The sequence below is a fragment of the Streptomyces sp. AK02-01A genome (assembly GCF_033795305.1).
In the GTDB taxonomy this organism is placed as follows: Bacteria; Actinomycetota; Actinomycetes; order Streptomycetales; family Streptomycetaceae; genus Streptomyces.
Genome location: NZ_JARBAE010000020.1, coordinates 74,983 through 99,250, shown reverse-complemented (window position 1 = coordinate 99,250; position 24,268 = coordinate 74,983). Strand labels below are relative to the sequence as shown.

General features: G+C 71.1%; 19 protein-coding genes. 13 read left to right on the top strand and 6 right to left on the bottom strand.

Translation table 11 applies throughout. From position 1 onward, the window contains the following. Positions 1–16: 16 nt before the first annotated feature. Both PV679_RS19920 and PV679_RS19915 read right to left on the bottom strand, forming a co-directional pair. Positions 17–2,104, bottom strand: a complete 2,088-nt coding sequence (locus PV679_RS19920; protein WP_319681670.1) for a YhgE/Pip domain-containing protein — start codon at positions 2,102–2,104, stop codon at positions 17–19. Beyond that, positions 2,076–2,900, bottom strand: coding sequence for an ATP-binding cassette domain-containing protein (locus PV679_RS19915; protein WP_319681669.1), 825 nt, complete (start codon positions 2,898–2,900; stop codon positions 2,076–2,078). The genes PV679_RS19920 and PV679_RS19915 overlap by 29 nt, the downstream gene beginning before the upstream one ends. Before the next feature lie 157 nt (positions 2,901–3,057). Here PV679_RS19915 and PV679_RS19910 point away from each other — a divergent pair, with 157 nt between their 5' ends. The 3 genes from PV679_RS19910 to PV679_RS19900 all read left to right on the top strand — a co-directional run bounded on the left by PV679_RS19910 (position 3,058) and on the right by PV679_RS19900 (position 5,167). Next, positions 3,058–3,597 carry an SAV_6107 family HEPN domain-containing protein gene (locus PV679_RS19910; RefSeq protein ID WP_319681668.1) on the top strand — a complete coding sequence of 180 codons (540 nt, stop codon included), beginning with the start codon at positions 3,058–3,060 and terminating at the stop codon, positions 3,595–3,597. Between the two features lie 92 nt (positions 3,598–3,689). Then, positions 3,690–4,475 carry a methyltransferase gene (locus PV679_RS19905; RefSeq protein ID WP_319681667.1) on the top strand — a complete coding sequence of 262 codons (786 nt, stop codon included), beginning with the start codon at positions 3,690–3,692 and terminating at the stop codon, positions 4,473–4,475. A 296-nt stretch (positions 4,476–4,771) separates the two neighbouring features. Beyond that, positions 4,772–5,167, top strand: coding sequence for a DUF3040 domain-containing protein (locus PV679_RS19900; RefSeq protein ID WP_319681666.1), 396 nt, complete (start codon positions 4,772–4,774; stop codon positions 5,165–5,167). Between the two features lie 193 nt (positions 5,168–5,360). Here PV679_RS19900 and PV679_RS19895 read toward each other — a convergent pair whose 3' ends face one another. The 4 genes from PV679_RS19895 to PV679_RS19880 form a co-directional block, all read right to left on the bottom strand. Next, positions 5,361–7,799, bottom strand: a complete 2,439-nt coding sequence (locus tag PV679_RS19895) for a DUF3488 and DUF4129 domain-containing transglutaminase family protein (protein WP_319681665.1) — start codon at positions 7,797–7,799, stop codon at positions 5,361–5,363. Further along, positions 7,796–9,157, bottom strand: coding sequence for a DUF58 domain-containing protein (locus PV679_RS19890; protein WP_319681664.1), 1,362 nt, complete (start codon positions 9,155–9,157; stop codon positions 7,796–7,798). Before PV679_RS19890 ends, PV679_RS19895 begins: the two co-directional genes overlap by 4 nt. Further along, positions 9,154–10,194 (bottom strand): MoxR family ATPase, encoded by a 1,041-nt coding sequence (locus PV679_RS19885; protein ID WP_319681663.1) that lies wholly within the window; start codon positions 10,192–10,194, stop codon positions 9,154–9,156. Before PV679_RS19885 ends, PV679_RS19890 begins: the two co-directional genes overlap by 4 nt. Before the next feature lie 196 nt (positions 10,195–10,390). After that, positions 10,391–10,975 carry a beta-class carbonic anhydrase gene (locus PV679_RS19880; protein ID WP_416069754.1) on the bottom strand — a complete coding sequence of 195 codons (585 nt, stop codon included), beginning with the start codon at positions 10,973–10,975 and terminating at the stop codon, positions 10,391–10,393. A gap of 487 nt (positions 10,976–11,462) precedes the next feature. Between PV679_RS19880 and rsmH the strand changes: the two genes are divergently transcribed. The 10 genes from rsmH to PV679_RS19830 all read left to right on the top strand — a co-directional run bounded on the left by rsmH (position 11,463) and on the right by PV679_RS19830 (position 24,044). Further along, the gene (gene rsmH / locus PV679_RS19875) at positions 11,463–12,419 is read left to right on the top strand and encodes a 16S rRNA (cytosine(1402)-N(4))-methyltransferase RsmH (RefSeq protein WP_319681661.1); all 957 of its coding nucleotides are present in this window, start codon (positions 11,463–11,465) and stop codon (positions 12,417–12,419) included. Beyond that, a complete protein-coding gene (locus tag PV679_RS19870) occupies positions 12,416–12,937 on the top strand; it encodes a cell division protein FtsL (RefSeq protein ID WP_319681660.1) in 522 nt (173 codons plus the stop codon). Before rsmH ends, PV679_RS19870 begins: the two co-directional genes overlap by 4 nt. Positions 12,938–12,941: 4 nt before the next feature. After that, the gene (locus PV679_RS19865; RefSeq protein ID WP_319681659.1) at positions 12,942–14,891 is read left to right on the top strand and encodes a penicillin-binding protein 2; all 1,950 of its coding nucleotides are present in this window, start codon (positions 12,942–12,944) and stop codon (positions 14,889–14,891) included. Between the two features lie 17 nt (positions 14,892–14,908). Further along, a complete protein-coding gene (locus tag PV679_RS19860; protein ID WP_416069753.1) occupies positions 14,909–16,627 on the top strand; it encodes a UDP-N-acetylmuramoyl-L-alanyl-D-glutamate--2,6-diaminopimelate ligase in 1,719 nt (572 codons plus the stop codon). A gap of 4 nt (positions 16,628–16,631) precedes the next feature. Beyond that, complete coding sequence (locus PV679_RS19855) at positions 16,632–18,062, top strand: UDP-N-acetylmuramoyl-tripeptide--D-alanyl-D-alanine ligase (protein ID WP_319681657.1); 1,431 nt, start codon at positions 16,632–16,634, stop codon at positions 18,060–18,062. Beyond that, positions 18,059–19,129 carry a phospho-N-acetylmuramoyl-pentapeptide-transferase gene (gene mraY, locus PV679_RS19850; RefSeq protein WP_319681656.1) on the top strand — a complete coding sequence of 357 codons (1,071 nt, stop codon included), beginning with the start codon at positions 18,059–18,061 and terminating at the stop codon, positions 19,127–19,129. Before PV679_RS19855 ends, mraY begins: the two co-directional genes overlap by 4 nt. Then, a complete protein-coding gene (gene murD / locus PV679_RS19845) occupies positions 19,126–20,556 on the top strand; it encodes a UDP-N-acetylmuramoyl-L-alanine--D-glutamate ligase (protein WP_319681655.1) in 1,431 nt (476 codons plus the stop codon). The genes mraY and murD overlap by 4 nt, the downstream gene beginning before the upstream one ends. A gap of 114 nt (positions 20,557–20,670) precedes the next feature. Beyond that, positions 20,671–22,137, top strand: coding sequence for a putative lipid II flippase FtsW (ftsW, locus tag PV679_RS19840; protein ID WP_319681654.1), 1,467 nt, complete (start codon positions 20,671–20,673; stop codon positions 22,135–22,137). Between the two features lie 6 nt (positions 22,138–22,143). Then, positions 22,144–23,238 (top strand): undecaprenyldiphospho-muramoylpentapeptide beta-N-acetylglucosaminyltransferase, encoded by a 1,095-nt coding sequence (gene murG / locus PV679_RS19835; RefSeq protein ID WP_319681653.1) that lies wholly within the window; start codon positions 22,144–22,146, stop codon positions 23,236–23,238. 14 nt (positions 23,239–23,252) lie between these two features. After that, on the top strand, positions 23,253–24,044 hold the full coding sequence (locus tag PV679_RS19830) for a cell division protein FtsQ/DivIB (RefSeq protein ID WP_319681652.1): 792 nt from the start codon (positions 23,253–23,255) through the stop codon (positions 24,042–24,044). The last annotated feature ends 224 nt before the right edge of the window (positions 24,045–24,268 follow it).

Genomic DNA, 24,268 nt, shown 5'->3' with positions numbered 1-24,268 from the left:
CGCGGCTCATGTCCGGTCACAGGCTCAGCTCGGGATGGAGCCGGTCGAAGGTCCATACCTGCTTGCGCCGGGCGGACACGGTGGTCAGGACCAGCGCGCCCGCGGTGAAGGCGGCGAGCACGCCGCAGGCCCCCCAGACCGGGCCGAGTCCGCCGCCGGTGATGAGCCTGCGCAGCGCCTCGACCACATAACTCATCGGCAGGAAGGGGTGGATGGCGCCGAAGAAGCCCGGGCTGGTCTGTACGGGATAGGTGCCGCCGGCCGAGGTGAGCTGGAGCATCAGCAGCGCCAGTACGAGAATCCGGCCCGCCGCTCCGAAACAGGCGTTGAGCCACTGCACGATCGCGGCGAAACAACAGGTGACCAGTATCAGGAAAGCGGCCGTTCCGGCGGCGTGCGCCATCTCCAGACCGATCGCCCAGTGCAGTACGGAGAGCAGTGCGCCGGCCTGGAGCAGTCCGATCGCGGCGACGGGCAGCCAGCCCGCCAGGGCGATCCGCCGGGCGGCGGCGCCGACGGCGAGAGCGCGCCGGTTCAGCGGCTGGATCAGCATGTACGCCACCATCGCGCCGACCCAGAGGGAGAGAGGAATGAAGTACGGGGCGAAACCGGTGCCGTAGTTGGGCGCGGGATGCAGTGACCGCGAAGCGAGCTGGACGGGGTCGGCCATCACTTCGGTCCGCCGGTCGCGGTCCTCCTTGTCGTAGTCCGGGATCTTGGCGACGCCGTCGCTGAGGCCTCCGGCCAGTTCGGCCGATCCGTCGGCGAGTGCGAAGATGCCTCCGTCGAGGGTGTCCGCGCCGGACTTGAGCTCGCCGACTCCGGTGTCGAGTGCGGAGGCGCCCTTCTTGGCGCCGGCGATCCCGGTGTGCAGCCGGTCCGCGCCCTGGGCGACGTCCCAGGCACCGGTGTTGAGCGCGTTGATCTTGGTGACGGCGCCTTCCAGATCCTCGTCCAGCCGCGGAGCGTGTTCGGCCAGCGCCTGCGCCTGCTCGCGCAGCGTGGCGAGACGGCCGTCCAGGCTTTTCAGATCGCCGTGGTCGTCGCGCACCAGGGTGTTGAGGTCGTCGGCGACGACGGCCACATCGGCGGCGGCGGTCCTGGCCCGCTGGAGCGGCGGGCAGACGGCGGTGTCCGGGACGGGCTGTTCCTCGCAGCGTGTCCGGTAGACGCCGTCCAGCTCGGCGGATGCCTGACGGGCACCGGTCGCGGCGGCGGGCGCGGCCTTCACGAGGACGCCGAGGTTGTCCCGTACGGCCTGGGCGGAGTCCGCGACCAGCCGCGCCGACTCGGCGATGGTCTTTCCGTTGTCCCGCAGATACGGACGGACGTCGTCCGCCACGCCGTTGACCTTGTCGGCGAGCGACTGGGTCCCGTCGGCGACCTGCTGGGCACCGGTCTCCAGGTCGCCCGCTCCCTTGTTGAGTTTCCGCAGTCCGCCGGCGAGCTCGCCGCTGCCGTCCTTGGCGGTCCGCAGGCCGTCGGCGAGATCCTCGGATCCCTTCTGCGCCCGGCTGATACCGCTCCTGAGCTGGTCGGCGCCCTTGGCCGCCCGCTCGGTGGAGTCATGGATACCGGAGAACGAGATGAAGATCCGGTCGAGGAAGGAGCGGGAGGCGTTCGTCGAGGCGGCGGTGCGCACCTCGGAGAACACCGTCCGGGAGAGCTGGCCCACGATGTAGTTGTTGGCGTCGTTGGTCCGCACCTGGAGCGCACCGGTCTCGGGCGCGTCGCCCGAGCTGGAGGCGATCCGCTCGCTCAGATCGGCGGGCATGGTCAGGGAGAGATAGAACGAGCCGTCCTCCACACCCCGGCGGGCCTCGGCCGCGCTCACCTCGTGCCAGGCGAAGACCTCGCTGTCGCGCAGGCCACGGGTGATCTCGTCGCCCGCCGAGATCTTCCGGCCCGCGGCGAAGGCGCCTCTGTCGTCGTTGACGAGCGCGACGGGTATCCGGTCGAGCCGTCCGTACGGATCCCAGAAGGACCAGAGATACAGCGCGCCGTACAGCAACGGCAGCAGCGTCACCGCGACCAGCGCGGCGCGCGGCAGCTTTCCCCTGCCGAACCGCTTCAGCTCAAGCGCGGCGAGTCCCGGCGAACGCATCGGCCGTCCTCCTCTCGTTCCGCGTGCCGTCCGTCTCGGACCGCTCGGACCGGTCTTCCGTACGGACGACGACGTCCGCGTCCCCGGGCGCCCGGCCGCACACGGCGAGGACGGTGACACCGCCCGCGGCGACGGACCGCAGCAGCTTCCATGCCTCGGCGCGGCCGGCGTCGGAGAGCTTGAGGTCCAGATCGTCCACCGCGAGCAGCCGGGGCCGGCCGATCAGCGCGAGGGCCACCGAGAGGCGCAGCGCCTCCAGCCGCTCCAGGTCGCGCACCGGAGTGCGCTCGCCCTTCGGCAGGGCCGACATGTCGAGACCGGCGGCCTCCAGCGCGGAGCCGATAAGGCCGCGTGTCCCGGCGGCCCGCTCGGCGCGGGGCCGCAGCAGGGTCGGCACCGGTCCGTCGAACCGCCTTCGCAGCGACACACGCTCGCGCAGATGCTCGGCGACGGTCAGGGCCGGATCGAGATCGCTGACACCGGGGACCGGGCCGAGAGCGCTGATACGGCGTACGGCGGCCAGGCCGCGACCGCGCCGCAGAGGCAGGCCGTCGACCTCGGCATGGCCCTCGGTGGGGCGCATCCGGCCGGTGAGCGCCAGCAGGAGACAGGTACGGCCGGAGCCCGAAGGTCCCTCGACCGCGATCAGCGCGCCGGGTCCGGCGTCGATCCGGACATGGCGGAACGCCCAGCCGCGCGGGCCCTTGAGCCCGAAGTCCTCGGCGGTGAGGGCCGCGCCGCGCGTGGCCCGGTCCGCGGTGGCCCCGGCCTCGCTTCCGTCCTCCCGGCTTTTCATACGCTCTCCTCATGTCTCTGTACTGACCAGTCAGTGCAAAAGCTACTCCGAACGGAGTTGCGAAGCAAAAGCGCAGGTCAGGACCGATTGTCAGTGGCGCCCTTCAGGATGGACACATACGGCCACAGCGCCGTCACGCGACGACAGGAGGTTCGTCATGGCCAGCTCCCACGCCGGCGCACCGCGCCGACGCCGTACCGGCGGCCCTGCCCCCTCACTGACCGGACCGCCGAGCGATGTCCATCCCGTCCAGCGCAGGGCCACGGCGCCGCCCGCCGCCCTCGACCTGCTCGCCCAGGCCCGTACCGGGCTCGACGAGGCCGCCACCCTGGACGCTCCGAACGAGCGCTACGCCACCGCCCATCTCGCCGCTCTGCGCACCGCCGCCGCTGTTCTCGCCGCCCGCGGGCGCCCGGAGACCACGCCGCAGAAGCGCCGCCGCATCAGAAGTGCCTGGGAGGTCCTTCCCGAGATCGCGCCCGAGCTGTCCGAATGGAGCGCCCTCTTCGCCTCGGGCGCCGCGCGCAGGGCGCGGGCCGAAGCGGGGATACGCGGCGCGGCCGGCCGCCGCGACGCCGACGATCTGCTGCGCGACGCGGCCATGTTCCTCCGCCTGGTGGAGCGGCTGCTGGTGCTCGACCCGGTGCTGCCCCTGCCCAGGGCCGGGCAGCCGCGTCAGGAGGGCGCCGCTGGGTGACCGGGACGCACGGCCGAGGCAATAGGGTGGGCGGAGCCCGCACCGTTCACGCCCCGCCGCCAGGGCGGCGCCGCGCCGAGGAGTCAACTGCCGTGTCGGACCCTTCCCCCGCCTTCGGTGGGGAGACGCCATCGCGCCCTCGCGGCCCGCTCCGGACCGCCGTGGTGTGGGAGGTCCTCAAGGACGCCCTCGACCGCCGGGTCAAGGCCGCGGGGTCGGACGCCCTGGATGTGCTCGACACCGGAGGAGGCACCGGCAATTTCGCGGTGCCCGTCGCCCGTCTGGGCCATCGGGTCACCGTGGTCGACCCCAGCCCCAACGCGCTCTTCGCGCTGGAGCGCCGGGCCGCCGAGGCCGGAGTGGCCGAGCGGGTCCGGGGCGTCCAGGGTGATATCCACGGCCTCTTCGACGTGGTCGACCGCGGCGGCTTTGACGCGGTGCTGTGCCACGGTGTCCTGGAGTATGTGGACGACCCGGCCGAAGGCGTACGGAACGCCGTGGACGCACTCCGCCCGGCCGGTGCGCTGAGCCTGCTCGCGGCGGGCCTCGGCGGCGCCGTGCTGGCCAGGGCGCTCGCCGGACACTTCACCGAGGCCCGGCGGGCGCTCACGGACCCGGCGGGACGCTGGGGCGAAGGCGATCCGGTGCCCCGGCGCTTCACCGCCGAGCAGCTCACTGATCTGGTCGGCGCGGCCGGCCTCCGGATCGCGGCCGTACACGGCGTACGGGTCTTCGCGGACCTGGTTCCCGGAGGTCTGGTGGACACCCAGCCCGGTGCTCTGGAGGCGCTGCTGAAGCTGGAAGCGGCAGCCGCCGAGCTGCCGGCTTTCCACTCCGTCGCCACTCAGTTGCACGTCCTGGGCGAGAAGCGGGACTGACCGGACGCCGTCCGGTGCGGTCCTCAGCGCTGATCGCATGGCTGATCAGCGACGCAGCGGCGCATGGAGTGCGCCTCGGGCCCCCCGGGGACGCGCCGGGCGCCGTATGATCGGGGTACGCCATCCGGCATGACGGATCGGTTGTTGGGGAATCAACGCCTCAGCGGCTGAGCCGATATGGCGGCCCGGAACAGCGAAATGGCGTTGAGGGCGGGTTTCACGGGGGCGATTCCCTGCCTATCCTTGAAGGGGCCGCATACCGGTCGCCCCCCGCGACCGACGACTAGGAGGACTCCGTGCCGCTCTCGGAGCACGAGCAGCGAATGCTCGAGCAAATGGAGCGAGCGCTGTACGCCGAAGATCCCAAGTTCGCGACAGCGCTTGAGGGAAGCGGGCTGCGTACCTACACCCGGCGACGGGTCTATCAGGCAGTCGCAGGCTTCCTGGTGGGTATCGCGCTCCTCATGGCCGGAATGGTCGCCCAGCAGATCTGGATCAGCGTGGTGGGGTTCCTCGTCATGCTCGGCTGTGCGGTCCTCGCGGTCACCGGCTGGCGCAAAGCGCCCAAACCAGGCGAGCAACAGGCGGCCGGCGGTGCTCCGGCGGGCCGACGACGACCCAGACAGCGACGCTCGATGATGGACCGGATCGAGCAGCGGTGGCAGCGTCGCCGCGACGAACAGGGCCAGTGAGCCGCTGAGGTTTTCCGCTTTCGGCAGAGCGGCTCCGCCGGTGGAACGACACCGCCGGCAGAGCGACTTCGACCGGCGAAACGGCTGAGGGGCGAACGCGCGATGCGTTCGCCCCTCAGCCGTTTCGCGCGGTTTCGGCCAGGGCCGCTCGGGCCGGCCGACGCGCTCCCGGGCCCGGCCCGTCGGCGCCGGGTCAGCCCTGCTCGTGGGAGGGCCGCCGACGGAGCACGGGCATCCGCCGGGCGAGCCGGAGGCGGTGGACCTCCCAGCCGGAGAGGAACGCCGTCCAGCGTTCCGAGACGGCCCAGACCACCCGTATGGACGAGCGCGGCAGGAGAAGTGCGCGTAGCCGCGTCCCGCGCCCGGCCGCGGCCCGCAGCCCCTCCCGGGCCCGCTGGAGGTCATCGACGAGACCCGTCCCCGGCTGTGGCCGAGACGCGTACAGCACCTGCTCCACGGACCCGGCGACCCGGTGCACCGCCTCGGCCGCCGGTCCCGTCAGCCGGCCCAGCTCCACGATCCGGACCGCGACCCTCCGCGGCGTCAGAGAATCGTCCGGTGGGATCCCGAGATCCCACGCCGTATCGATGATTTCCCGCCACGCTTCGAGCGTCCTCGCCACGGCGTCCGCGGTCGTACGGCCGCCGGAGCCCAGCCGCCGCGCGCGGACCCTGATCCGGAGGAACATCGGCAGCAGCGGCACCATCAGCAGCAGCGCCACCACTGAGACGACCAGCGCGCCGAGCAGCCAGGACCCCAGCGAGAAGCCCGAGTCCGCGGGCGGCACCACCTCACCGGGCGCGGCCGCACCGCAACCGCCCAGCCGCCTCTCCTGCTCCGGGCAGCTCTCCGAAGCGGAGGGCGCCGCCGAAGGCGTGGCGGAGGTGCCGGCCTCTGGCTGCAGCGGATCACTCGGCGAGCCCGCCGGAGCCTCCGGGAGTGTGTAGTCGGGAGCGCTGCCCCGGCTCGGGGTCGGCTCGAACCGGGTCCAGCCCACGCCCTCGAAGTACAGCTCAGGCCAGGCGTGCGCGTCGCGCAGCCCGACGGACACGCTGCCGTCCGGCAGCGCGGTGCCGGGCGCGAAGCCCACGGCCACCCGCGCCGGTATCCCCAGCGTGCGGGCCATCGAGGCCATCGCGAAGGAGAAGTGGACGCAGAAGCCCTCCTTGTCCTCCAGAAAGCGGGTGATCGCCGCGACCCCGGTGCCCGACTCCACCTGCGTGTCGTAGGTGAAACCGCCGTCCACCGCGAACCAGTCCTGCAGCTTGACGGCCTTCTCGTAATCGTTCGCCGAGCCCGCCGTGATCTTGAGTGCGGTCGACTTCACCACGGCCGGCAGTACGGCCGGCACCCGCGTGTACTCACGGAGCAGGGCGGCCGGGGCCTGTGGCGCCGAGGCGAGCTGCTGCCGGGTCGGATTCACCGCCAGGCTGTCGACCTGGTACTGCGCGCCACGGGTCGTCACGCCGCGGTCGCCTCCCAGCGTCCGGCCCGTGGGCTCGAAGCGCCAGCGTCCGGCTATCCTCACCTCGGTCGCCGGATAGGGCATCGGCAGATAGGTCTGCTCGTACCACCCGGCGGCCGAGATCATGGTGGATATCTCGGTGGTGCTCACGTCGGGCCGCAGACCCGGAACATCGGGCAGCCGCTCGGGCACGTCCTCGACAGCGCGCTGCGTGGACCGCCAGGTCGTCCCGTCGAATCTGTCCAGGGCCATGATCCGCAGATACAGATTGCCGGCGTCCTCCGCGTTGGTCCTGTAGCGCAGTGCCTCGCGGTCCTCGGCCTGGTTCAGATCGTCCTTGAGCGAGACCAGCGGGTTCACCGCCTTCACCCCGCCGCCGCGGCCCACTCCCGGGCCGCTCCCGCTGCCCGCGCCGGCCAGCAGCCCGCCCTCCAGGTCCGGCAGGACGGCCGGCACCGCCAGAGCGATCCCGAGCGCCAGCACACCGATCCGGCGTCCGGTACGGACCGGAGCGACCGTGGCGCCGCCGCCCGTGCCGAGACCCGCGGAGACCCGGCCCGGCGCACGTGGCGCGCCACCGAAGACCCGGCCCCACTGCGAGAGCCGGTCCCGGCTCTCGGCCAGGAGCAGCAGCAGATAACCGGCGCCCGCCAGCGGGAACCACAGCCAGGACTGCTCGCCGCCGGAGAGCCCCGCGGCGACCGAGTAGAGCGCGAGCAGCGGCAGTCCGGCCGGGGCCGCGCTGCGGAAGGTCACCGCGAGAGCGTCCACCGCGAGCCCGATGAGCAGAACGCCGCCGATCAGCATCAGCCTGATGCCGTCGGTCGCGGGCGCCGGTATCGCGTACTGTCCGACGTCTTCGCCGCCCGCCGTCAGCAGTGCGCCGAACTCCTCGAAGACTCCGGGCGTGGGCAGGATGCCGAAGATGGCCCGGTCACCGCCGAAGGTCACGGTGAGCATCAGCAGAGCCGCGACGGCCTGGAGCACCACGGTCAGCGTCCGGGCCAGCGGCACCCGCCGGGCCAGTGCGCCCACTCCGCTCATGACCGCGACCATGATCGCGGCCTGGACGAGCCAGGTCGCGGGGCTGACGAGCGGCAGCAGGGCACCCGCCGCCATCAGCGTGGCGGCGAAGGCGCACAGCGCCACCCTTCCACGACCGCTCATGACCATCCTCCGGAGAAGCCTGTCGTGCCGCCGGCGACGGACGATTCGGAACTCTGCCGCGCGGCGTGCTGCCACAGCTCGGGCAGCGCGGCGCCCGAGCTCACGGCGAGGGCCGTCCAGCCCGCCTCCCGTAGCTGCCGCAGCCGTTCCTCCGCGCGGGCGCCGGGCTGGGCGCCCTGCGCCCAGCCGTCGCTGTCGAGCACAAAGGCGACGGCGGCGCCGCTGCGCTGCCGCATACGGGCCGCCACCGCGGTCTGTTCCTCGTCCAGATCGCCGAGGAAGGCCACCAGCAGCCCCTCGGTGCCGCCGCGCAGGACGTCGTACGAACGGGACAGACCCGCACCGTCGGAGTGGTCGACGACCGCGAGCGTGTCCATCAACAGCCCGGCCGAGTCGGCGGAGTCCTGGGTCGCCCCGGCGAAGCCGTCGGCTCCCTCGCCGGGCACCGAGCGGCCCGTATCCGTCAACAGCCTTACGGCATAGCCCCGTTCCAGCATGTGCACCAGCGCGGAGGCCGCGCCGGAGACCGCCCATTCGAAGGCGGAGTCCGGTCCCGCGCCCTGGTAGGCGATGCGCCGCGTGTCCAGCAGTACGGTGCACCCGGCCCGCTGCGGCTGCTCCTCGCGGCGCACCATCAGCTCGCCGTAGCGGGCGGTGGAGCGCCAGTGCACCCGGCGCAGATCATCGCCGTGGCGGTAGCCGCGAGGAATCACATCGTCCTCACCGGCCTGCGACAGCGAGCGCTGCCGCCCGTCGCCGTATCCCGAGGACTCGCCCACGAGCCGCACCGGCGGCAGCGGTTCGGTCCGCGGGACGACGGTCAGAGTGTCGTACGCGCTGAACGAGCGGGTCAGCTCGCACATCCCGAAGGGGTCGGTCAGCCGTAGCTGGAGAGGGCCCAGCGGATAGCGGCCGCGCAGGTCCGAGCGGACCCGGTACGCCACCTCGCGGCGGCCGCCCGCCTCCACCCGGTCCAGCACGAACCGGGGCCGCGGACCGAGCACGTACGGCACATGGTCCTGGAGCATCAGCAGCCCGGTGGGCATCCGTGTGACGTTGTCCAGCCGGAGCTGGACCCGGGCCTCGGAGCCGGCCGGCACCTGGGAGGGCGACAGCCGCCGGCTGCCCGCGACCCGGTAGCGCGTATGGCTCAGGACCGTCACACAGATCAGCGGCAGCAGCGCCAGCAGGAACCCCACATGCAGCAGATCCGACTGGCCGAGGACATAGGCGCACACCGCCGCGGCGATCCCCGCCGCGAGGAACGACCGGCCGCGCGTGGTCAGTCCGGACAGCGCGGCCCGCAGCCCGCCCCGGTCCTCGCCGCCCGGGACGGCAGGCCCGCCGGGAGCCGTCACAGCCGCCGGCCGCCGGGCCGCTGGCCGTAGAGCTGGCCGCCGGGAGCGGGACGGCCCGCGGCCTGGCCCGCTTCGCCGGTGGGCACGGGAACGCGCTGGAGGATCTCCAGCACGACCTGTTCGGCGGTGCGGCGGTTGAGCTGCGCCTGGGCCGTGGGCAGCAGCCGGTGCGCCAGCACCGCCGGCGCCAGGGCCTGTACGTCGTCGGGCAGCGCGTAGTCCCGGCCGCTCAGCGCCGCGGAGGCCTTCGCGGCGCGCAGCAGATGGAGCGTCGCGCGCGGCGACGCACCGAGTCTGAGATCGGGATGGTTACGGGTCGCTCCGACCAGCTCGACGGCGTACCGCCGGACGGATTGCGCGACATGGACCATACGCACCGCGTCGATCAGCTTCACTATGTCGTGCGCGTGGGCCACCGGCTGCAGGTCGTCCAGCGGGGAGATCCCGCCGTGCACGTCCAGCATCTGCAACTCGGCCTCCGCGCTCGGATAGCCGATCGACACGCGGGCCATGAAGCGGTCGCGCTGCGCCTCCGGCAGCGGGTAGGTGCCCTCCATCTCCACCGGGTTCTGGGTGGCCACCACCATGAAGGGGCTGGGCAGTTCGTAGGTCTGGCCGTCGATGGTGACCTGGCGCTCCTCCATCGACTCCAGCAGCGCGGACTGGGTCTTCGGCGAGGCGCGGTTGATCTCGTCGCCGATCACGATCTGGGCGAAGATCGCGCCCGGTTTGAACTCGAAGTCCCGCCGCTGCTGGTCGTATATCGACACCCCGGTGATGTCCGACGGCAGCAGGTCGGGAGTGAACTGGATACGCCGCACCGAACAGTCGATGGAGCGCGCGAGCGCTTTGGCCAGCATGGTCTTGCCCACGCCGGGGACATCCTCGATCAGAAGATGTCCCTCGGCGAGCAGCACGGTCAGCGAAAGCCGTACGACCTCAGGCTTGCCCTCGATCACACCCTCCACCGATGTGCGCACACGCTCCGCTGTGGTGGTCAGATCAGTGAGGCTCGCTCGATCGTCATAGGTCGTCACCCGGCCCTCCTCGGCCCTTTCTGCGGGCCGACGCTCATCAGACGGCCCGGCCCACCCCAACACGGACTCCGTCTCCGGATGGTTCCGGAGCGTTGTCACAGACGCATTCTTGTTGCCGTTACCGCTTCGTGTCACTCGCCTGTGGATAAGTCGGTGTGATTTGTCGGCTTTGCTGTTTTTCTGGTCCTGCCCGGACTCAGCGGGCCGCGTCGATCTCGCGCAACAGGCCCGTCTTGACGTCGAAGACGAACCCGCGGACATCGTCGGTGTGCGGAAGGAACGGTGAGGTTCGTACGCGCCGCATGGACTGCCGCACGTCCTGATCGACATCGCGGAACGCCTCCACGGCCCAGGCCGGCCGCTGTCCCACCTCCATCTCCAGCTCGTGCCGGAACTCCTCGGTGAGGCTCTCCAGGCCGCAGCCGGTGTGATGGATGAGGACGATGCTGCGGGTGCCGAGCGCCCGCTGGCTGATGGTCAGGGAGCGGATGACGTCGTCGGTGACCACACCGCCCGCGTTGCGGATGGTGTGGCAGTCGCCCAGGGCGAGGCCCAGCGCGTCGTGCAGGTCGAGCCGGGCGTCCATGCAGGCGACCACGGCGACCTGCAGGACGGGCCGGGCGTCCATTCCCGGGTCGCCGAAGCCGGCGGCGTAGCGGTGGTTCGCCTCGATGAGCCGGTCGGTGACCGTTCCGCCGGTACGGGCCGCGCCGGCGGAGGCCTCGGCGGGCTCTGCGGGGAGGTGTGCGGAAGTCGACATACCTATGACGGTAATGGGCATGAGGCGACGAAGCCCGCTGTCGGACAGGACAAAGAACGTCAACGTGGCTTGTTGTGAGCTAACCCACATGAGCGAATGGTGCGGATCCGAACGGGTGAACTATGCCGATTGTTACCCCCTCGTGCGTGACCCGTGCGCCCCGCTGGCCGGTTGATTGACCGGAAGGACGAGTGGACTAAAGTGACGCGAAGTTCACGGACACATCGCGAACACATCCCGATTTCCCCGCGTGCGCGGCGTACGTGCGGCTCGGCCTCCTCCCGCTCGGCGGTCGGCCGACGCCTTTTCCGGCGCCGGCGGACCACTTCCCCTTCTGAGCGGGCGGGGACCCGGCGGTACGTACGGCCGCGTCGGACCTGAGAGGGCGCATGAGCGAGCGCAGCGACCGAGTCATGGAGAGCCGTGCGTCCTCCCGGGTCCGGCGCGACCCCGGAGGACGCCCGGCCGCGACGACGCACGGCCGCCGCGGTCCTCGCGAGGGGCGGGCATGAACGACGTCCGGCATGTCCCGGTGATGCTCCAGCGGTGTCTGGATCTGCTTGCTCCCGCGCTCGCCCGGCCCGGCGCGGTGGTCGTCGACTGCACGCTCGGCCTCGGCGGACACAGCGAGGCCCTGCTCACCGCCTTCCCGTCCGCCCGGCTGGTCGCGCTCGACCGCGACAAGGAGGCGCTGCGGCTCTCCGCCGAGCGGCTCGCCCCGTTCGGCGACCGGGCCACGCTCGTGCACGCCGTGTACGACGAGCTGCCCGAGGTTCTCGCCCGGCTGGGAATCCCCAGGGTCCAGGGTGTGCTCTTCGATCTCGGTGTCTCCTCGATGCAGCTCGACGAGTCGGACCGCGGCTTCGCCTACGCCCAGGACTCACCGCTCGACATGCGGATGGACCAGACGGCCGGAGTCAGCGCCGCCGAGGTCCTCAACACCTATCCGCCCGGCGAGCTGGTCCGGATCCTGCGCGCGTACGGCGAGGAGAAGCAGGCCAAGCGGATTGTCTCCGCGGTCGTCAAGGAACGCGAGAAGGAACCGTTCACCCGCAGCGCCCGGCTTGTCGAGCTGATCCGCGACGCGCTCCCGCAGGCCGCCAAACGCACCGGCGGCAACCCCGCCAAACGCACCTTCCAGGCCCTGCGCATCGAGGTCAACGGCGAACTGTCCGTCCTGGAGACCTCGATCCCGGCCGCCGTGAAGACCCTCGCCGTCGGCGGCCGGATCGCCGTCCTCTCGTACCACTCGCTGGAGGACCGGCTGGTCAAGCAGGTCTTCGCGGCCGGCGCGGCCAACACCGCGCCGCCCGGCCTGCCCGTCGTCCCCGAGCGCTACCAGCCCCGCCTCAAACTGCTCACCCGCGGCGCCGAACTGCCCACCGAGGAAGAGGTCGCGGAGAACCGCAGGGCGGCCCCGGCCCGGCTGCGGGGCGCGCAGCGGATCCGGGAGGACGTTCTGTGAGCGGACCGGCCAAGCAGTTGAAGGGGCGCGCGGCGCGGCTCGCCCGGCTGATGCCCTCCGGGACCAGCTCGGCGGCCCGCACCCCCTTCGTCCTGCTGGTCGTGCTGCTCCTCGGCGGCGGGCTGATCACTCTGCTGCTGCTGAACTCCGCCCTCAACGAGGGATCGTTCCGGCTGAGCGAACTCAAGAAGCGCACCACCGACCTCACCGACCAGCAGCAGGAGCTGCAACGGGACGTCGACTCCTACTCCGCGCCGTACGCGCTGCAGCGGCGGGCCCGCGAGCTCGGCATGGTGCCCGGCGGCAGTCCCGCCTTCCTCAACCCGGACGGTACGGTCCGGGGCGTCCCCGGCAAGGCGGAGGCGCCGCCCTCCGTACAGCCGTCCGTCCTGGGACAGGTCCCGCTGCCGGCCTCCTCGGCACCGCTCCCGGTCCCGCCCGGCGCCGCGGTACCCGTCTCCCCGTCCGCCTCCGCACAGACATCCGGCAAGCCGGCCCCCACGATCTCCGGCAGGTGACGCAGTGCCCTCCAAGGAACCGCCGCGCCGCCGGGTGCCGCACCCCGGGCGCCCGGGAAACGGCGGACGTCCCCGGCCCGCCGCCCGCCGCCCGCGTACCGGCTCAGGCGCCGCGAACCGGATCCAGCTCGGCAGCCCTCGTCCCCGGCTGCGGCTGGTCAGTCTCGGCCTGACCCTGGTGATGCTCGCGTTCGTCGTCCGGCTGCTCCAGGTGCAGGCCGTCGACGCCAGCGCGTTCGCCGCCAAGGCGGAGAAGAGCCGCTATCTCAGCCACCGGATCGCGGCGGAGCGCGGAGAGATCACCGACCGCTCCGGGATCGCCCTCGCCGACAGCGTCGACGCGTACGACATCACCGCCGACCCGCTGATGTTCACGCCCGGCACCAGCAAGGCCCCGGACGCGCCGGAACAGGCCGCCGCGCTGCTCGCCCCGATCCTCGGCGCGGACGCGGGCGGACTCGTGATCAAACTCAAGACTCCCAAATCCCGCTACACGGTGCTGGCCCGCCGCCAGACCCCGCAGGTCTGGAACCAGATCAAGGACCTCAGAGGAGTCCTCGCCAGGAAGGCGAGCAAGGACAAGGCCGCCGGCGGCGCCGGTGTCAATGTGCTGGCGGGTGTCTTCCAGGAGCCCAGCAGCAGACGGGTCTATCCGAACGGCGACCTCGCCGCCGGGATACTGGGTTACGTCAACGCCGCCGGACACGGCGCCGGCGGCGTGGAGTCCATGCTGGACAAGGAGCTGGCCGGCAAGGACGGCGAGGTCACGTACGCGCAGTCCGGCGGCCGCCGCGTCCCCACCGCGAGCTCCCACGAGACACCGGCGGTGCCCGGCTCGGACATCGAGCTGACCATCGACCGGGACATCCAGTGGGCCGCCCAGCAGGCCATCGCGGACCAGGTGAAGGAGTCCAGGGCGGACCGCGGCTATGTGGTGGTCCAGAACACCAGGACCGGCGAGGTCCTCGCCATGGCCAACGCCCCCGGCTTCGACCCCAACGACCTCTCCCAGGCCAACGCGGCCGCGATGGGCAACGCGGCGCTCCAGGACGTGTACGAGCCGGGCTCGACCAGCAAGGTGATGTCCATGGCCGCGGTGCTGGAGGAGAAGGTCGCCACGCCGGGCACGCATGTCGTCGTCCCGAACCGGCTGCACCGGGGCGACCGGCTCTTCAAGGACGACATCGACCACCCCACCTGGTATCTGACGCTCAACGGTGTCCTCGCCAAGTCCAGCAACATCGGCACCATCCTGGCGACCGGCCAGCTCGGCAAGACCCAGCGCGAGGCCAACAAGGTCCTGTACACGTACCTGACCAGATTCGGCATCGGCCGCCCGACCGGTCTCGGCTATCCGGGCGAGACCCGGGGCATCCTCGCCGCGCCGCAGGACTGGTCCACCTCGCAGCAGTACACGATCCCCTTCGGCCAGGGACTCTCCCTCAACGCCATGCAGGCCGCCTCGGTCTACTCGACCATCGCCAACGGCGGCGTACGGATCGAACCCAGCCTGATCCGTGGCACGAAGGGCCCCGACGGCCGCTTCAGCCCGGCGCCCGCTCCGAAGCAGAGCCGCGTGGTCAGCGAGCAGACCGCGAAGACGGTCGCCACCATGCTGGAGTCGGTCGTCGGCGACGAGGAGGGCACGGGCACCAAGGCCCGGATCCCCGGCTACCGCGTCGCGGGCAAGACCGGCACGGCCAACCGGGTCGATCCGGACCTGGGCCGCTACAAGGGCTACACCGCTTCCTTCGCGGGCTTCGCACCCGCCGACGACCCGCAGATCACCGTCTACTGCGCCATCCAGAACCCCACCAGGGGCAGCTATTTCGGCGGACAGATCTGCGGACCCATCTACAAGAAGGTCATGGAGTTCGCTCTCAAGACCCTGCAGGTCGCACCGACCGGCAGTAAATCCGCCCCGCTGCCGGTCACCTTCAAGCCCGGCGAGTGACCCCAGGGAAAGCCCCAGTGACAACCATCACTCCCGATTCCGGGAACCGCCCAGAGCCCGCCGCGCACGGGTCCGTCTCACGTGGCCCGGGGCCCGCCGGCCCCGGTACGCTCACCGCCGTGCCACACGCTGACCAGTACAGAACCACCCCTGAGGACGCCCCAGTGAACCAGCCGGGGACGCCCCGTCCGGACCGGGTCCGACCGACCTCCCTCGCGGAGCTGGCCGCCCGGCTGGGCGCCGAGGCACCGGGACACGGGGAGGCGCGGGACCCCGGTGAAGTGACGGGCATCACCCATGACTCGCGGGCGGTGCGTGCCGGAGACGTGTACGCCGCGCTGCCCGGCGCCCGCTTCCACGGCGCCGACTTCGCCGCGCAGGCGGCCGGCCTCGGCGCTGCCGCGATCCTCACGGACCCGGCGGGCGCCGGACGGGCCTCGGCCACCGGACTGCCCGTCCTGGTCGTCCGCGATCCACGGGGCGTCATGGGCGAGCTCGCGGCCGAGATCTACGGCCGTCCCGGCGCCGACCTGCTCCAGATCGGCATCACCGGCACCTCGGGCAAGACCACCACCGCCTATCTCGTGGAAGGCGGACTGCGCGGCGCGGGCCACCGCACCGGCCTGATCGGCACCGTGGAGATGCGGATCGACGACGAGCGCATCAAATCGGAGCGCACCACTCCGGAGGCCACCGATCTCCAGGCACTCTTCGCGGTCATGCGGGAACGCGGCGTCGAGTCGGTGGCCATGGAGGTCTCCAGCCACGCCCTGGTGCTCGGCCGAGTCGACGGATGCGTGTTCGACGTCGCCGTCTTCAACAATCTCAGCCCCGAGCACATGGAGTTCCACTCCGGGATGGAGGACTACTTCCAGGCGAAGGCCCAGCTCTTCACTCCGAAGCGCAGCAGGTCCGGCGTGGTGAACTTCGACGACGAGTACGGCCGCCGGCTCGTCGCCGAGGCGTCCGTCCCGGTCACGACCTTCTCCGCGGAGGGCCACCCGGACGCCGACTGGCGTGCCGAGCACGTCGAGATCGGCTCGCACGGCTCCACCTTCGTCGCGGTCGGCCCCAAGGGCGAGCGGATCAGCGCCGAGGCGCCGCTGCCCGGCCCGTTCAATGTCGCCAACACCCTGGCCGCCGTCGTCACCCTGGCCGTCGCCGGGATCGACCCGCAGACCGCCGCCGACGGCATCGCCGCCGTGCCGGGAGTGCCGGGCCGGCTGGAGCGCGTCGAGGCGGGCCAGCCGTATCTCGCCGTCGTCGACTACGCGCACAAGACCGACGCCGTCGAATCGGTTCTGCGCTCTCTGCGCAAGGTCACCGAGGGCAAGCTGCACCTCGTGCTCGGCTGCGGCGGCGACCGCGACGAGACCAAGCGCGGACCGATGGGCGCCGCGGCCGCCCGGCTCGCCGACACCGCCGTACTGACCTCCGACAACCCACGCTCAGAGGACCCGCTCGCGATCCTCGCCGCCATGCTCGCCGGCGCCGCCGAAGTGCCGATCCACGAGCGCGGCAATGTCCTGGTCGACGCCGACCGGGCCTCCGCCATCGCCGAGGTGGTCTCCCGGGCCCGGCCCGCCGACACCGTGCTGATCGCGGGCAAGGGCCACGAGCAGGGCCAGGACATCGCCGGGGTGGTGCGCCCCTTCGACGACCGCCAGGTCCTGCGCGAAGCCATCGAGCGCTCGCTACGCCACGAGCCCCGTCACGAGAACAACAGTCAGGGATGACCCAGTGATCGCCCTCTCCCTCGCCGAGATCGCCGCCATCGTCGGCGGGCAGCCGCACGACATACCGGATCCGGCCGTCCGAGTCACCGGACCCGTCGTCATCGACTCCCGCAAGGTGGAGGCCGGCAGCCTCTTCGCCGCCTTCGCGGGCGAGCAGGTCGACGGCCACGACTACGCGCCACGCGCCGTCGAGGCGGGCGCGGTGGCCGTGCTGGCCGCCCGGCCCGTCGGAGTCCCCGCCATTGTCGTCGAGGACGTCGTAGGGGCCCTCGGCGCCCTCGCGCGTGCCGTCGTCGAGCGCCTCGGCGCCACCGCCGTGGCGCTCACCGGCTCGGCCGGCAAGACCAGCACCAAGGATCTGATCGCCCAGCTCCTCCAGCGCAGAGGTCCCACCGTCTGGCCGGCCGGGAATCTCAACAACGAGATCGGTCTGCCGCTGACCGCGCTGCGGGCCGTCGAGGACACCCGCTATCTCGTCCTCGAAATGGGCGCCCGCTACATCGGCGACATCCGCTACCTCACCGGACTCGTGCCGCCCAGGATCGGCCTCGTACTGAACGTGGGCACGGCCCATATCGGCGAGTTCGGCGGCCGTGAGCAGATCGCCCTGGCCAAGGGCGAAATGGTGGAGTCCCTGCCGTCGGCGGCAGAGGGCGGCGTGGCCGTGCTCAACGCCGACGATCCCCTCGTCCGCGCCATGAGTTCCCGCACCAAGGCCCGTACCGTCCTCTTCGGAGAGTCAGACGAAGCAGACGTACGGGCAGAGAACGTCCGCCTCACGGAGACCGGACGGCCCGCTTTCCGGCTTCGAACACCCTCCGGGTGCAGCGACGTGACGCTGCGGCTGTACGGTGAGCACCACGTGTCGAACGCGCTCGCCGCGGCCGCCGTCGCCCATGAGTTGGGCATGTCCGTCGACGAGATCGCCGTGGCGCTCTCCGAGGCGGGAACCCTCTCCCGCTGGCGTATGGAGGTCACCGAGCGCTCGGACGGCGTGACGATCGTCAACGACGCCTACAACGCGAACCCCGAATCCATGAGAGCGGCGCTCCGTGCGCTGGTCGCCATGGGCGGTGCCACACGGGCCACGGGGGGACGTACGTGGGCGGTGCTCGGCCCGATGGCCGAGCTGGGTGACGACTCGCTCGCCGAGCACGACGCGGTCGGACGGCTCGCCGTCCGGCTCAACGTCAGCAAGCTCGTGGCAGTCGGGGGCAGGGAAGCGTCCTGGCTGCAACTGGGCGCTTACAACGAGGGTTCGTGGGGTGAGGAGTCGGTGCACGTGTCCGACACGCAGGCGGCGGTCGACCTGTTGCGCAGTGAACTGCGTCCGGGAGACGTCGTGCTGGTGAAGGCTTCGAGGTCGGTCGGTCTTGAGCAGGTCGCCCAGGCACTGCTGGAGAACTCCACCGAGGGCGAGGTCGCCGGCCGATGAGGCAGATCCTCTTCGCGGGAGCCATCGGGCTCTTCCTGACCCTGATCGGCACACCGCTGCTGATCAAGCTCCTGGCCCGCAAGGGATACGGGCAGTTCATCCGGGACGACGGCCCGCGTACCCATGGCAGCAAGAAGGGCACGCCCACCATGGGCGGCATCGCCTTCATCCTGGCCACCCTGATCGCCTACGCCCTGGCGAAGGTGATCACCGGCGAGGATCCGACGTTCTCGGGTGTGCTGGTCCTGTTCCTGATGGCGGGCATGGGTCTCGTCGGGTTCCTGGACGACTACATCAAGATCGTGAAGCAGCGGTCGCTCGGCCTGCGGGCCAAGGCCAAGATGGCGGGCCAGTTGATCGTCGGCATCGCCTTCGCGGTGCTCTCGCTCCAGTTCGCCGACAGCCGCGGCAACACTCCGGCGTCCACCAAGCTGTCGTTCGTCACGGACTTCGGCTGGTCGATCGGCCCGGTGCTGTTCGTGGTCTGGGCGCTCTTCATGATTCTCGCGATGTCCAACGGCGTGAACCTCACGGACGGGCTGGACGGCCTCGCCACCGGCGCCTCGGTGATGGTCTTCGGCGCCTACACCTTCATCGGGCTGTGGCAGTTCCAGGAGTCCTGCGCCAACGCGGTGACCCTGACCAACCCCAACGCCTGTTTCGAGGTACGAGATCCACTCGACCTCGCGGTCGTCGCCTCCGCGCTGATGGGCTCCTGCTTCGGCTTCCTGTGGTGGAACACCTCACCCGCGAAGATCTTCATGGGCGACACCGGCTCGCTCGCGCTGGGCGGCGCCCTCGCCGGTCTCGCGATCTGCTCCCGCACGGAGTTCCTGATCGCGCTCCTCGGCGGCCTCTTCGTGATGATCACCATGTCCGTGGTCATCCAGGTCGGTTCGTTCAAGATGACCGGGAAGCGTGTCTTCCGGATGGCTCCGCTCCAGCACCACTTCGAGCTCAAGGGGTGGTCCGAAGTCCTTGTCGTGGTGCGGTTCTGGATCATCCAGGGCATGTGTGTGATCGTGGGCCTCGGACTCTTCTACGCGGGCTGGGCGGCCGATAAGTGAACTGGCAGGGGAAGCGGGTCACCGTCGCGGGTCTCGGGGTTTCCGGGATCCCGGCGGCCCGGGTACTGCGCGAACTCGGCGCCGAGGTCACCGTCGTGAACGACGGCGACGACGAGCGGACCCGCGCCCAGGCCGCCGAGCTGGAGAAGCTGGGTGTCACCGTCCGGCTCGGCGACGGGGCGACCCTGCCCGACTCCACCGAACTGATCGTCACGGCGCCGGGATGGCGGCCGGACAAGCCGCTCTTCGCCGCCGCCGCGGCGGCCGGTGTGGAGATCTGGGGCGATGTGGAGCTGGCCTGGCGGCTGCGCGGGCCCGGCGCGGCTCCCTGGCTCGCGGTCACCGGCACCAACGGCAAGACCACGACCGTCCGGATGCTCGCCGCCATCCTGGAGGCGGCCGGGCTCCGTACGGCCGCCGTCGGCAACATCGGTGTCTCGCTGCTGGACGCCGTCACCGGCGACGAGACGTACGACGTCCTCGCCGTCGAGCTGTCCAGCTACCAACTGCACTGGGCGCCGAGCCCGCGCGCCCACTCCGCCGCGGTGCTCAACCTCGCGCCCGACCATCTCGACTGGCACGGTTCCATGGCCGCGTACGCCGCCGACAAGGGCCGTATCTACGAGGGCAACACCGTCGCCTGCGTCTACAACGCGGCCGACCCGGCGACCGAGGACCTGGTGCGCGCGGCCGATGTCGAGGAGGGCTGCCGGGCGATCGGCTTCACCCTCGGTACTCCGGGACCCTCCCAACTGGGCGTCGTGGACGGCATCCTGGTCGACCGCGCCTTTGTCGACAACCGCCGCGAGCAGGCCCAGGAGCTCGCTCTGGTCAGCGACATCGCCGCGGCCTCCGGCGGAGCGGCCGCGGTCGCCCCGCACAACATCGCCAACGCCCTCGCGGCGGCGGCCCTGGCCCGCGCCTTCGGCGTCGGACCCGTCGCCGTACGCGACGGACTGCGCGCCTTCCGGCCCGACCCGCACCGCATCGAACACGTCGCGGACGTCGGCGGGGTCAGCTACGTCGACGACTCCAAGGCCACCAACACCCATGCCGCGGAGGCGTCCCTGGCGGCCTACGAACCGATCGTCTGGATCGCCGGCGGTCTCGCCAAGGGCGCGGCCTTCGACGAGCTCGTCGAGTCGTCGGCCAAGCGGCTGCGCGGTGTCGTCCTGATCGGGGCCGACCGAGCCCTGATCCGGGAAGCCCTCGCGCGACACGCCCCCGAAGTCCCGGTCGTGGACCTCGACCGGACCGATAGTGGGGCGATGTCGGCGGCGGTCCGCGAAGCGGCACGGCTCGCACAGCCGGGGGACACGGTCCTGATGGCCCCGGCCTGCGCCTCGATGGACATGTTCGCCAACTACAACAAGCGAGGCGAGGCGTTCGCGGACGCGGTACACGCACTCGCCGCCGAGCACGCCTGACCGGTCCGGCCCCGTGCCGTGCCGAGCTGTCCCGGGGCCGCGACACCGGCGGTTTCGCCGCAGGTCCCGGAGCGCCGGCAGCCGCGCCAGGCACGACTGGAGGGGGCAGCGACGATGCCGGCCGACGACATCGCGGGCCGAGATCCGCATCCCGCCGTACGCCGCTGGGAATTCGCCGGAGCGCCAGGCCAGGGCCACCGGTCCGGCGACGGCGCGGGCCCGGCCGGCGGGCGCGGGACCTGGCGCGGGCTCGCGCTGCGCGGCCGGCCCGGCGGGGCCGCCGTACGCCGCCCCGCGAACGCTCGCGGCGCGGGCCGCGGTACCGGCGGGCCCCGGCTGCCCCGCGGTCCCGGGCCGCGGCAGATCTACGAGCGGGCACGGCGGGCCTGGGACCGCCCGCTCACCGCGTACTACGTGATCCTCGGCAGCGGTCTGCTGATCACCGTGCTCGGGCTGGTGATGGTGTACTCCGCGTCGATGATCTACGCGCTCCAGCTCTCGCTGCCCGGCACGTACTTCTTCCGCAAGCAGTTCGTCGCGGTGGCCCTGGGCACCGGTCTGCTGCTGCTCGCCTCCAAGATGCCGGCCAAGCTCCACCGCGCCTTCTCCTATCCGCTGCTGGTCGGCACCGTCTTCCTGATGGTGCTCGTCCAGATCCCCGGGATAGGGCGATCCGTCAACGGCAACCAGAACTGGATCTATCTGGGCGGGCCGTTCCAGCTCCAGCCCAGTGAGTTCGGCAAGCTGGCGCTGATCCTCTGGGGAGCCGATCTGCTCGCCCGCAAGCAGGACAAACGGCTGCTGACACAGTGGAAACACCTGCTCGTGCCGCTCGTCCCCGTCGCCTTCATGCTGCTCGGACTGATCATGCTCGGCGGCGACATGGGCACCGCGATCATCCTCACCTCCATCCTCTTCGGCCTGCTCTGGCTGGCCGGAGCGCCCACCCGCCTCTTCGGCGGAGTGCTTCTGCTGGCCGGCCTGGTCGGCTTCACTCTCATCAAGACCAACGAGAACAGGCTGTCCCGCTTCTCGTGCGTCGGCGCGATCGACCTGGGCCCGCAAGGCCAGTGCTGGCAGGCGGTGCACGGAATCTACGCTCTCGCCTCCGGCGGATGGTTCGGATCCGGACTGGGCGCCAGCGTCGAAAAGTGGGGCCAACTGCCCGAACCGCACACCGACTTCATTTTCGCCATCACCGGGGAGGAACTGGGTCTGGCGGGGACGCTGTCGGTACTCGCACTCTTCGCGGCTCTAGGCTATGCGGGTATCCGCGTGGCCGGACGCACGGAGGACCCCTTCGTGAGGTACGCCGCGGGAGGTGTGACCACCTGGATCACGGTGCAGGCCGTGGTCAATATCGGTGCGGTGCTCGGTCTGCTGCCGATCGCCGGAGTCCCGCTCCCGCTGTTCTCCTACGGAGGCTCGGCCCTGCTGCCGACCATGTTCGCTATCGGGCTGTTGATCGCGTTCGCGCGAGAGGATCCCGCCGCGAAAGCGGCCCTGGCCATGCGACGGCCCGGGGTGAGATGGAAGACGATGAGACGGCGCGTCAAGAAGCGTCCGTCCGGAGAGCGGTGAATTTCGGTGCATGTCGTACTCGCCGGCGGGGGGACCGCCGGCCACATCGAGCCCGCGCTCGCCCTCGCGGACGCCCTGCGCAGGCAGGACCCGACCGTGGGAATCACGGCCCTCGGTACCGAGCGCGGCCTGGAGACCAGGCTCGTCCCGGAGCGGGGGTACGAGCTGGGACTGATCCCCGCCGTACCACTGCCGCGCAAACCCACGCCGGAGCTGATCACCGTCCCTGGGCGGCTGCGCGGCACGATCAAGGCCGCCGAGCAGATCCTGGAACGCACCAAGGCGGACTGCGTCGTGGGCTTCGGCGGCTATGTCGCGCTGCCCGGCTACCTCGCGGCCAAGCGGCTCGGGGTGCCGATCGTCGTCCATGAGGCCAACGCGAGGCCCGGTCTGGCCAACAAGATCGGCTCGCGGTACGCGGCCGGCGTCGCCGTCTCCACTCCGGACAGCAAGCTCAGGGGCGCCCGCTACATCGGCATCCCGCTGCGCCGTACCATCGCCACTCTCGACCGGGCCAGGGTCCGCCCCGAGGCGCGCGCCGCCTTCGGGCTCGACCCCAACCTTCCGACGCTGCTCGTCTCCGGAGGCTCGCAGGGCGCGCGCCGGCTCAACGAGGTGATCCAGCAGATCGCTCCGGTGCTCCAGCGCTCCGGAATCCAGATCCTGCACGCCGTCGGTCCGAAGAACGAAATGCCGCGCGTCGACAACATGCCGGGGATGCCGCCCTATATCCCGGTACCGTACGTGGACCGTATGGACCTCGCGTACGCCGCGGCCGACATGATGCTCTGCCGCGCCGGCGCGATGACCGTCGCCGAACTCTCCGCCGTCGGGCTTCCCGCCGCCTATGTCCCGTTGCCGATCGGCAACGGCGAACAGCGGCTCAACGCCCAGCCGGTGGTGAAGGCCGGCGGCGGACTGCTGGTCGACGACGCCGAACTGACGCCCCAGTGGGTGCAGAGCCAAGTGCTTCCGGTGCTCGCCGACCCGCACCGGCTGTACGAGATGTCCCGCGCGGCCTCCGAGTTCGGCCGCAGGGACGCCGATGAACTGCTGGTCGCCATGGTGTACGAGGCGATCGCCGGGCGCCGTAAGGCATAGGGAGGCAGGGGAGCGTGGCCGGACCGACGATCGCCGAGCGCGGCGCACGACCGCGGTTGAAGTCCGGCCGCGCTTCTCAGGAGCCGCCGTCCCGCCGGCTCCGGCTCCCGGGCCGGCGGCTGATGATCGTACTGGTGGGCGTGATGGTGGTTCTCACCGGCGGACTCTGGGTGCTGTACGGCTCGAACTGGCTGCGGGCCGAGCGGGTGAGCACCTCGGGCACCGTCGTACTCACTCGTGCCGAGGTGGCGGCGGCGGCCGACGTACCGGTCGGCGCGCCGCTGATTTCCGTCGACACGGACGCGATTGAGGGCCGCCTCCTGCGGAGGCTGTCGCGAATCGACTCGGTTGAGGTCGTTCGTTCATGGCCGCACGGGATCGATCTGAAAGTGGTCGAGCGAATCCCCGTCCTGCTGATCGAAAAAGACACGAAGTTTATCGAAATGGACGGAGCCGGCCAGCGGTTCGCCACGGTGGAGACGGCGCCCAGAGGCGTCCCGCTGCTGCGGCTGTCGCCGGACCGGTCGGCCAGTCTGCGGCGCTTCGGAACGGACCGTCTGGCGCTCGAAGCGGTGCGGGTGCGGAGCGAGCTGCCCAGGAAAGTGGCCGGCGACACCAGGGTGATCCGGGTCCATTCGTACGACTCGGTCTCACTGGAGTTGAGCGGCGGCCGTACGGTGATGTGGGGCAGCGCCGAGGACGGCGCCGCCAAGGCGCGTGCGCTCACCGCTCTCATGAAAGCGGCTCCCGGCGCGGCGCACTTCGATGTAAGTGCGCCCACCGCACCTGCGGTATCAGGGAGTTGACGGACATATGTGCTGGCCAGCACCCTGGTTGGTCAGCGCTATGGGTGATCACATAGGGTGAAAAGAAAAACGGGAGGTTCGGCGTGTTCGTTGAACGCGCGCCACTTGTCGACTTAGTGTCCTGTTCGGAAGAGTCCAAGAAAGTCCACGAAGCGGACACATTGGTAACCCTAAGGTTCAACGTTAGGGTTTGGGTCGGCGTTTCGGACCGTCCCATCGGCATC

What these genes read in the sequence shown, in the direction of transcription:
- PV679_RS19920 (WP_319681670.1), bottom strand. Translation starts at nt 2,104, where the DNA reads ATGCGTTCGCCGGGACTCGCCGCGCTTGAGCTGAAGCGGTTCGGCAGG.
- PV679_RS19915 (WP_319681669.1), bottom strand. Translation starts at nt 2,900, where the DNA reads ATGAAAAGCCGGGAGGACGGAAGCGAGGCCGGGGCCACCGCGGACCGG.
- PV679_RS19910 (WP_319681668.1), top strand. Translation starts at nt 3,058, where the DNA reads ATGGCCAGCTCCCACGCCGGCGCACCGCGCCGACGCCGTACCGGCGGC.
- PV679_RS19895 (WP_319681665.1), bottom strand. Translation starts at nt 7,799, where the DNA reads ATGAGCGGTCGTGGAAGGGTGGCGCTGTGCGCCTTCGCCGCCACGCTG.
- PV679_RS19880 (WP_416069754.1), bottom strand. Translation starts at nt 10,975, where the DNA reads ATGCCCATTACCGTCATAGGTATGTCGACTTCCGCACACCTCCCCGCA.
- rsmH (WP_319681661.1), top strand. Translation starts at nt 11,463, where the DNA reads ATGAACGACGTCCGGCATGTCCCGGTGATGCTCCAGCGGTGTCTGGAT.
- mraY (WP_319681656.1), top strand. Translation starts at nt 18,059, where the DNA reads ATGAGGCAGATCCTCTTCGCGGGAGCCATCGGGCTCTTCCTGACCCTG.
- ftsW (WP_319681654.1), top strand. Translation starts at nt 20,671, where the DNA reads ATGCCGGCCGACGACATCGCGGGCCGAGATCCGCATCCCGCCGTACGC.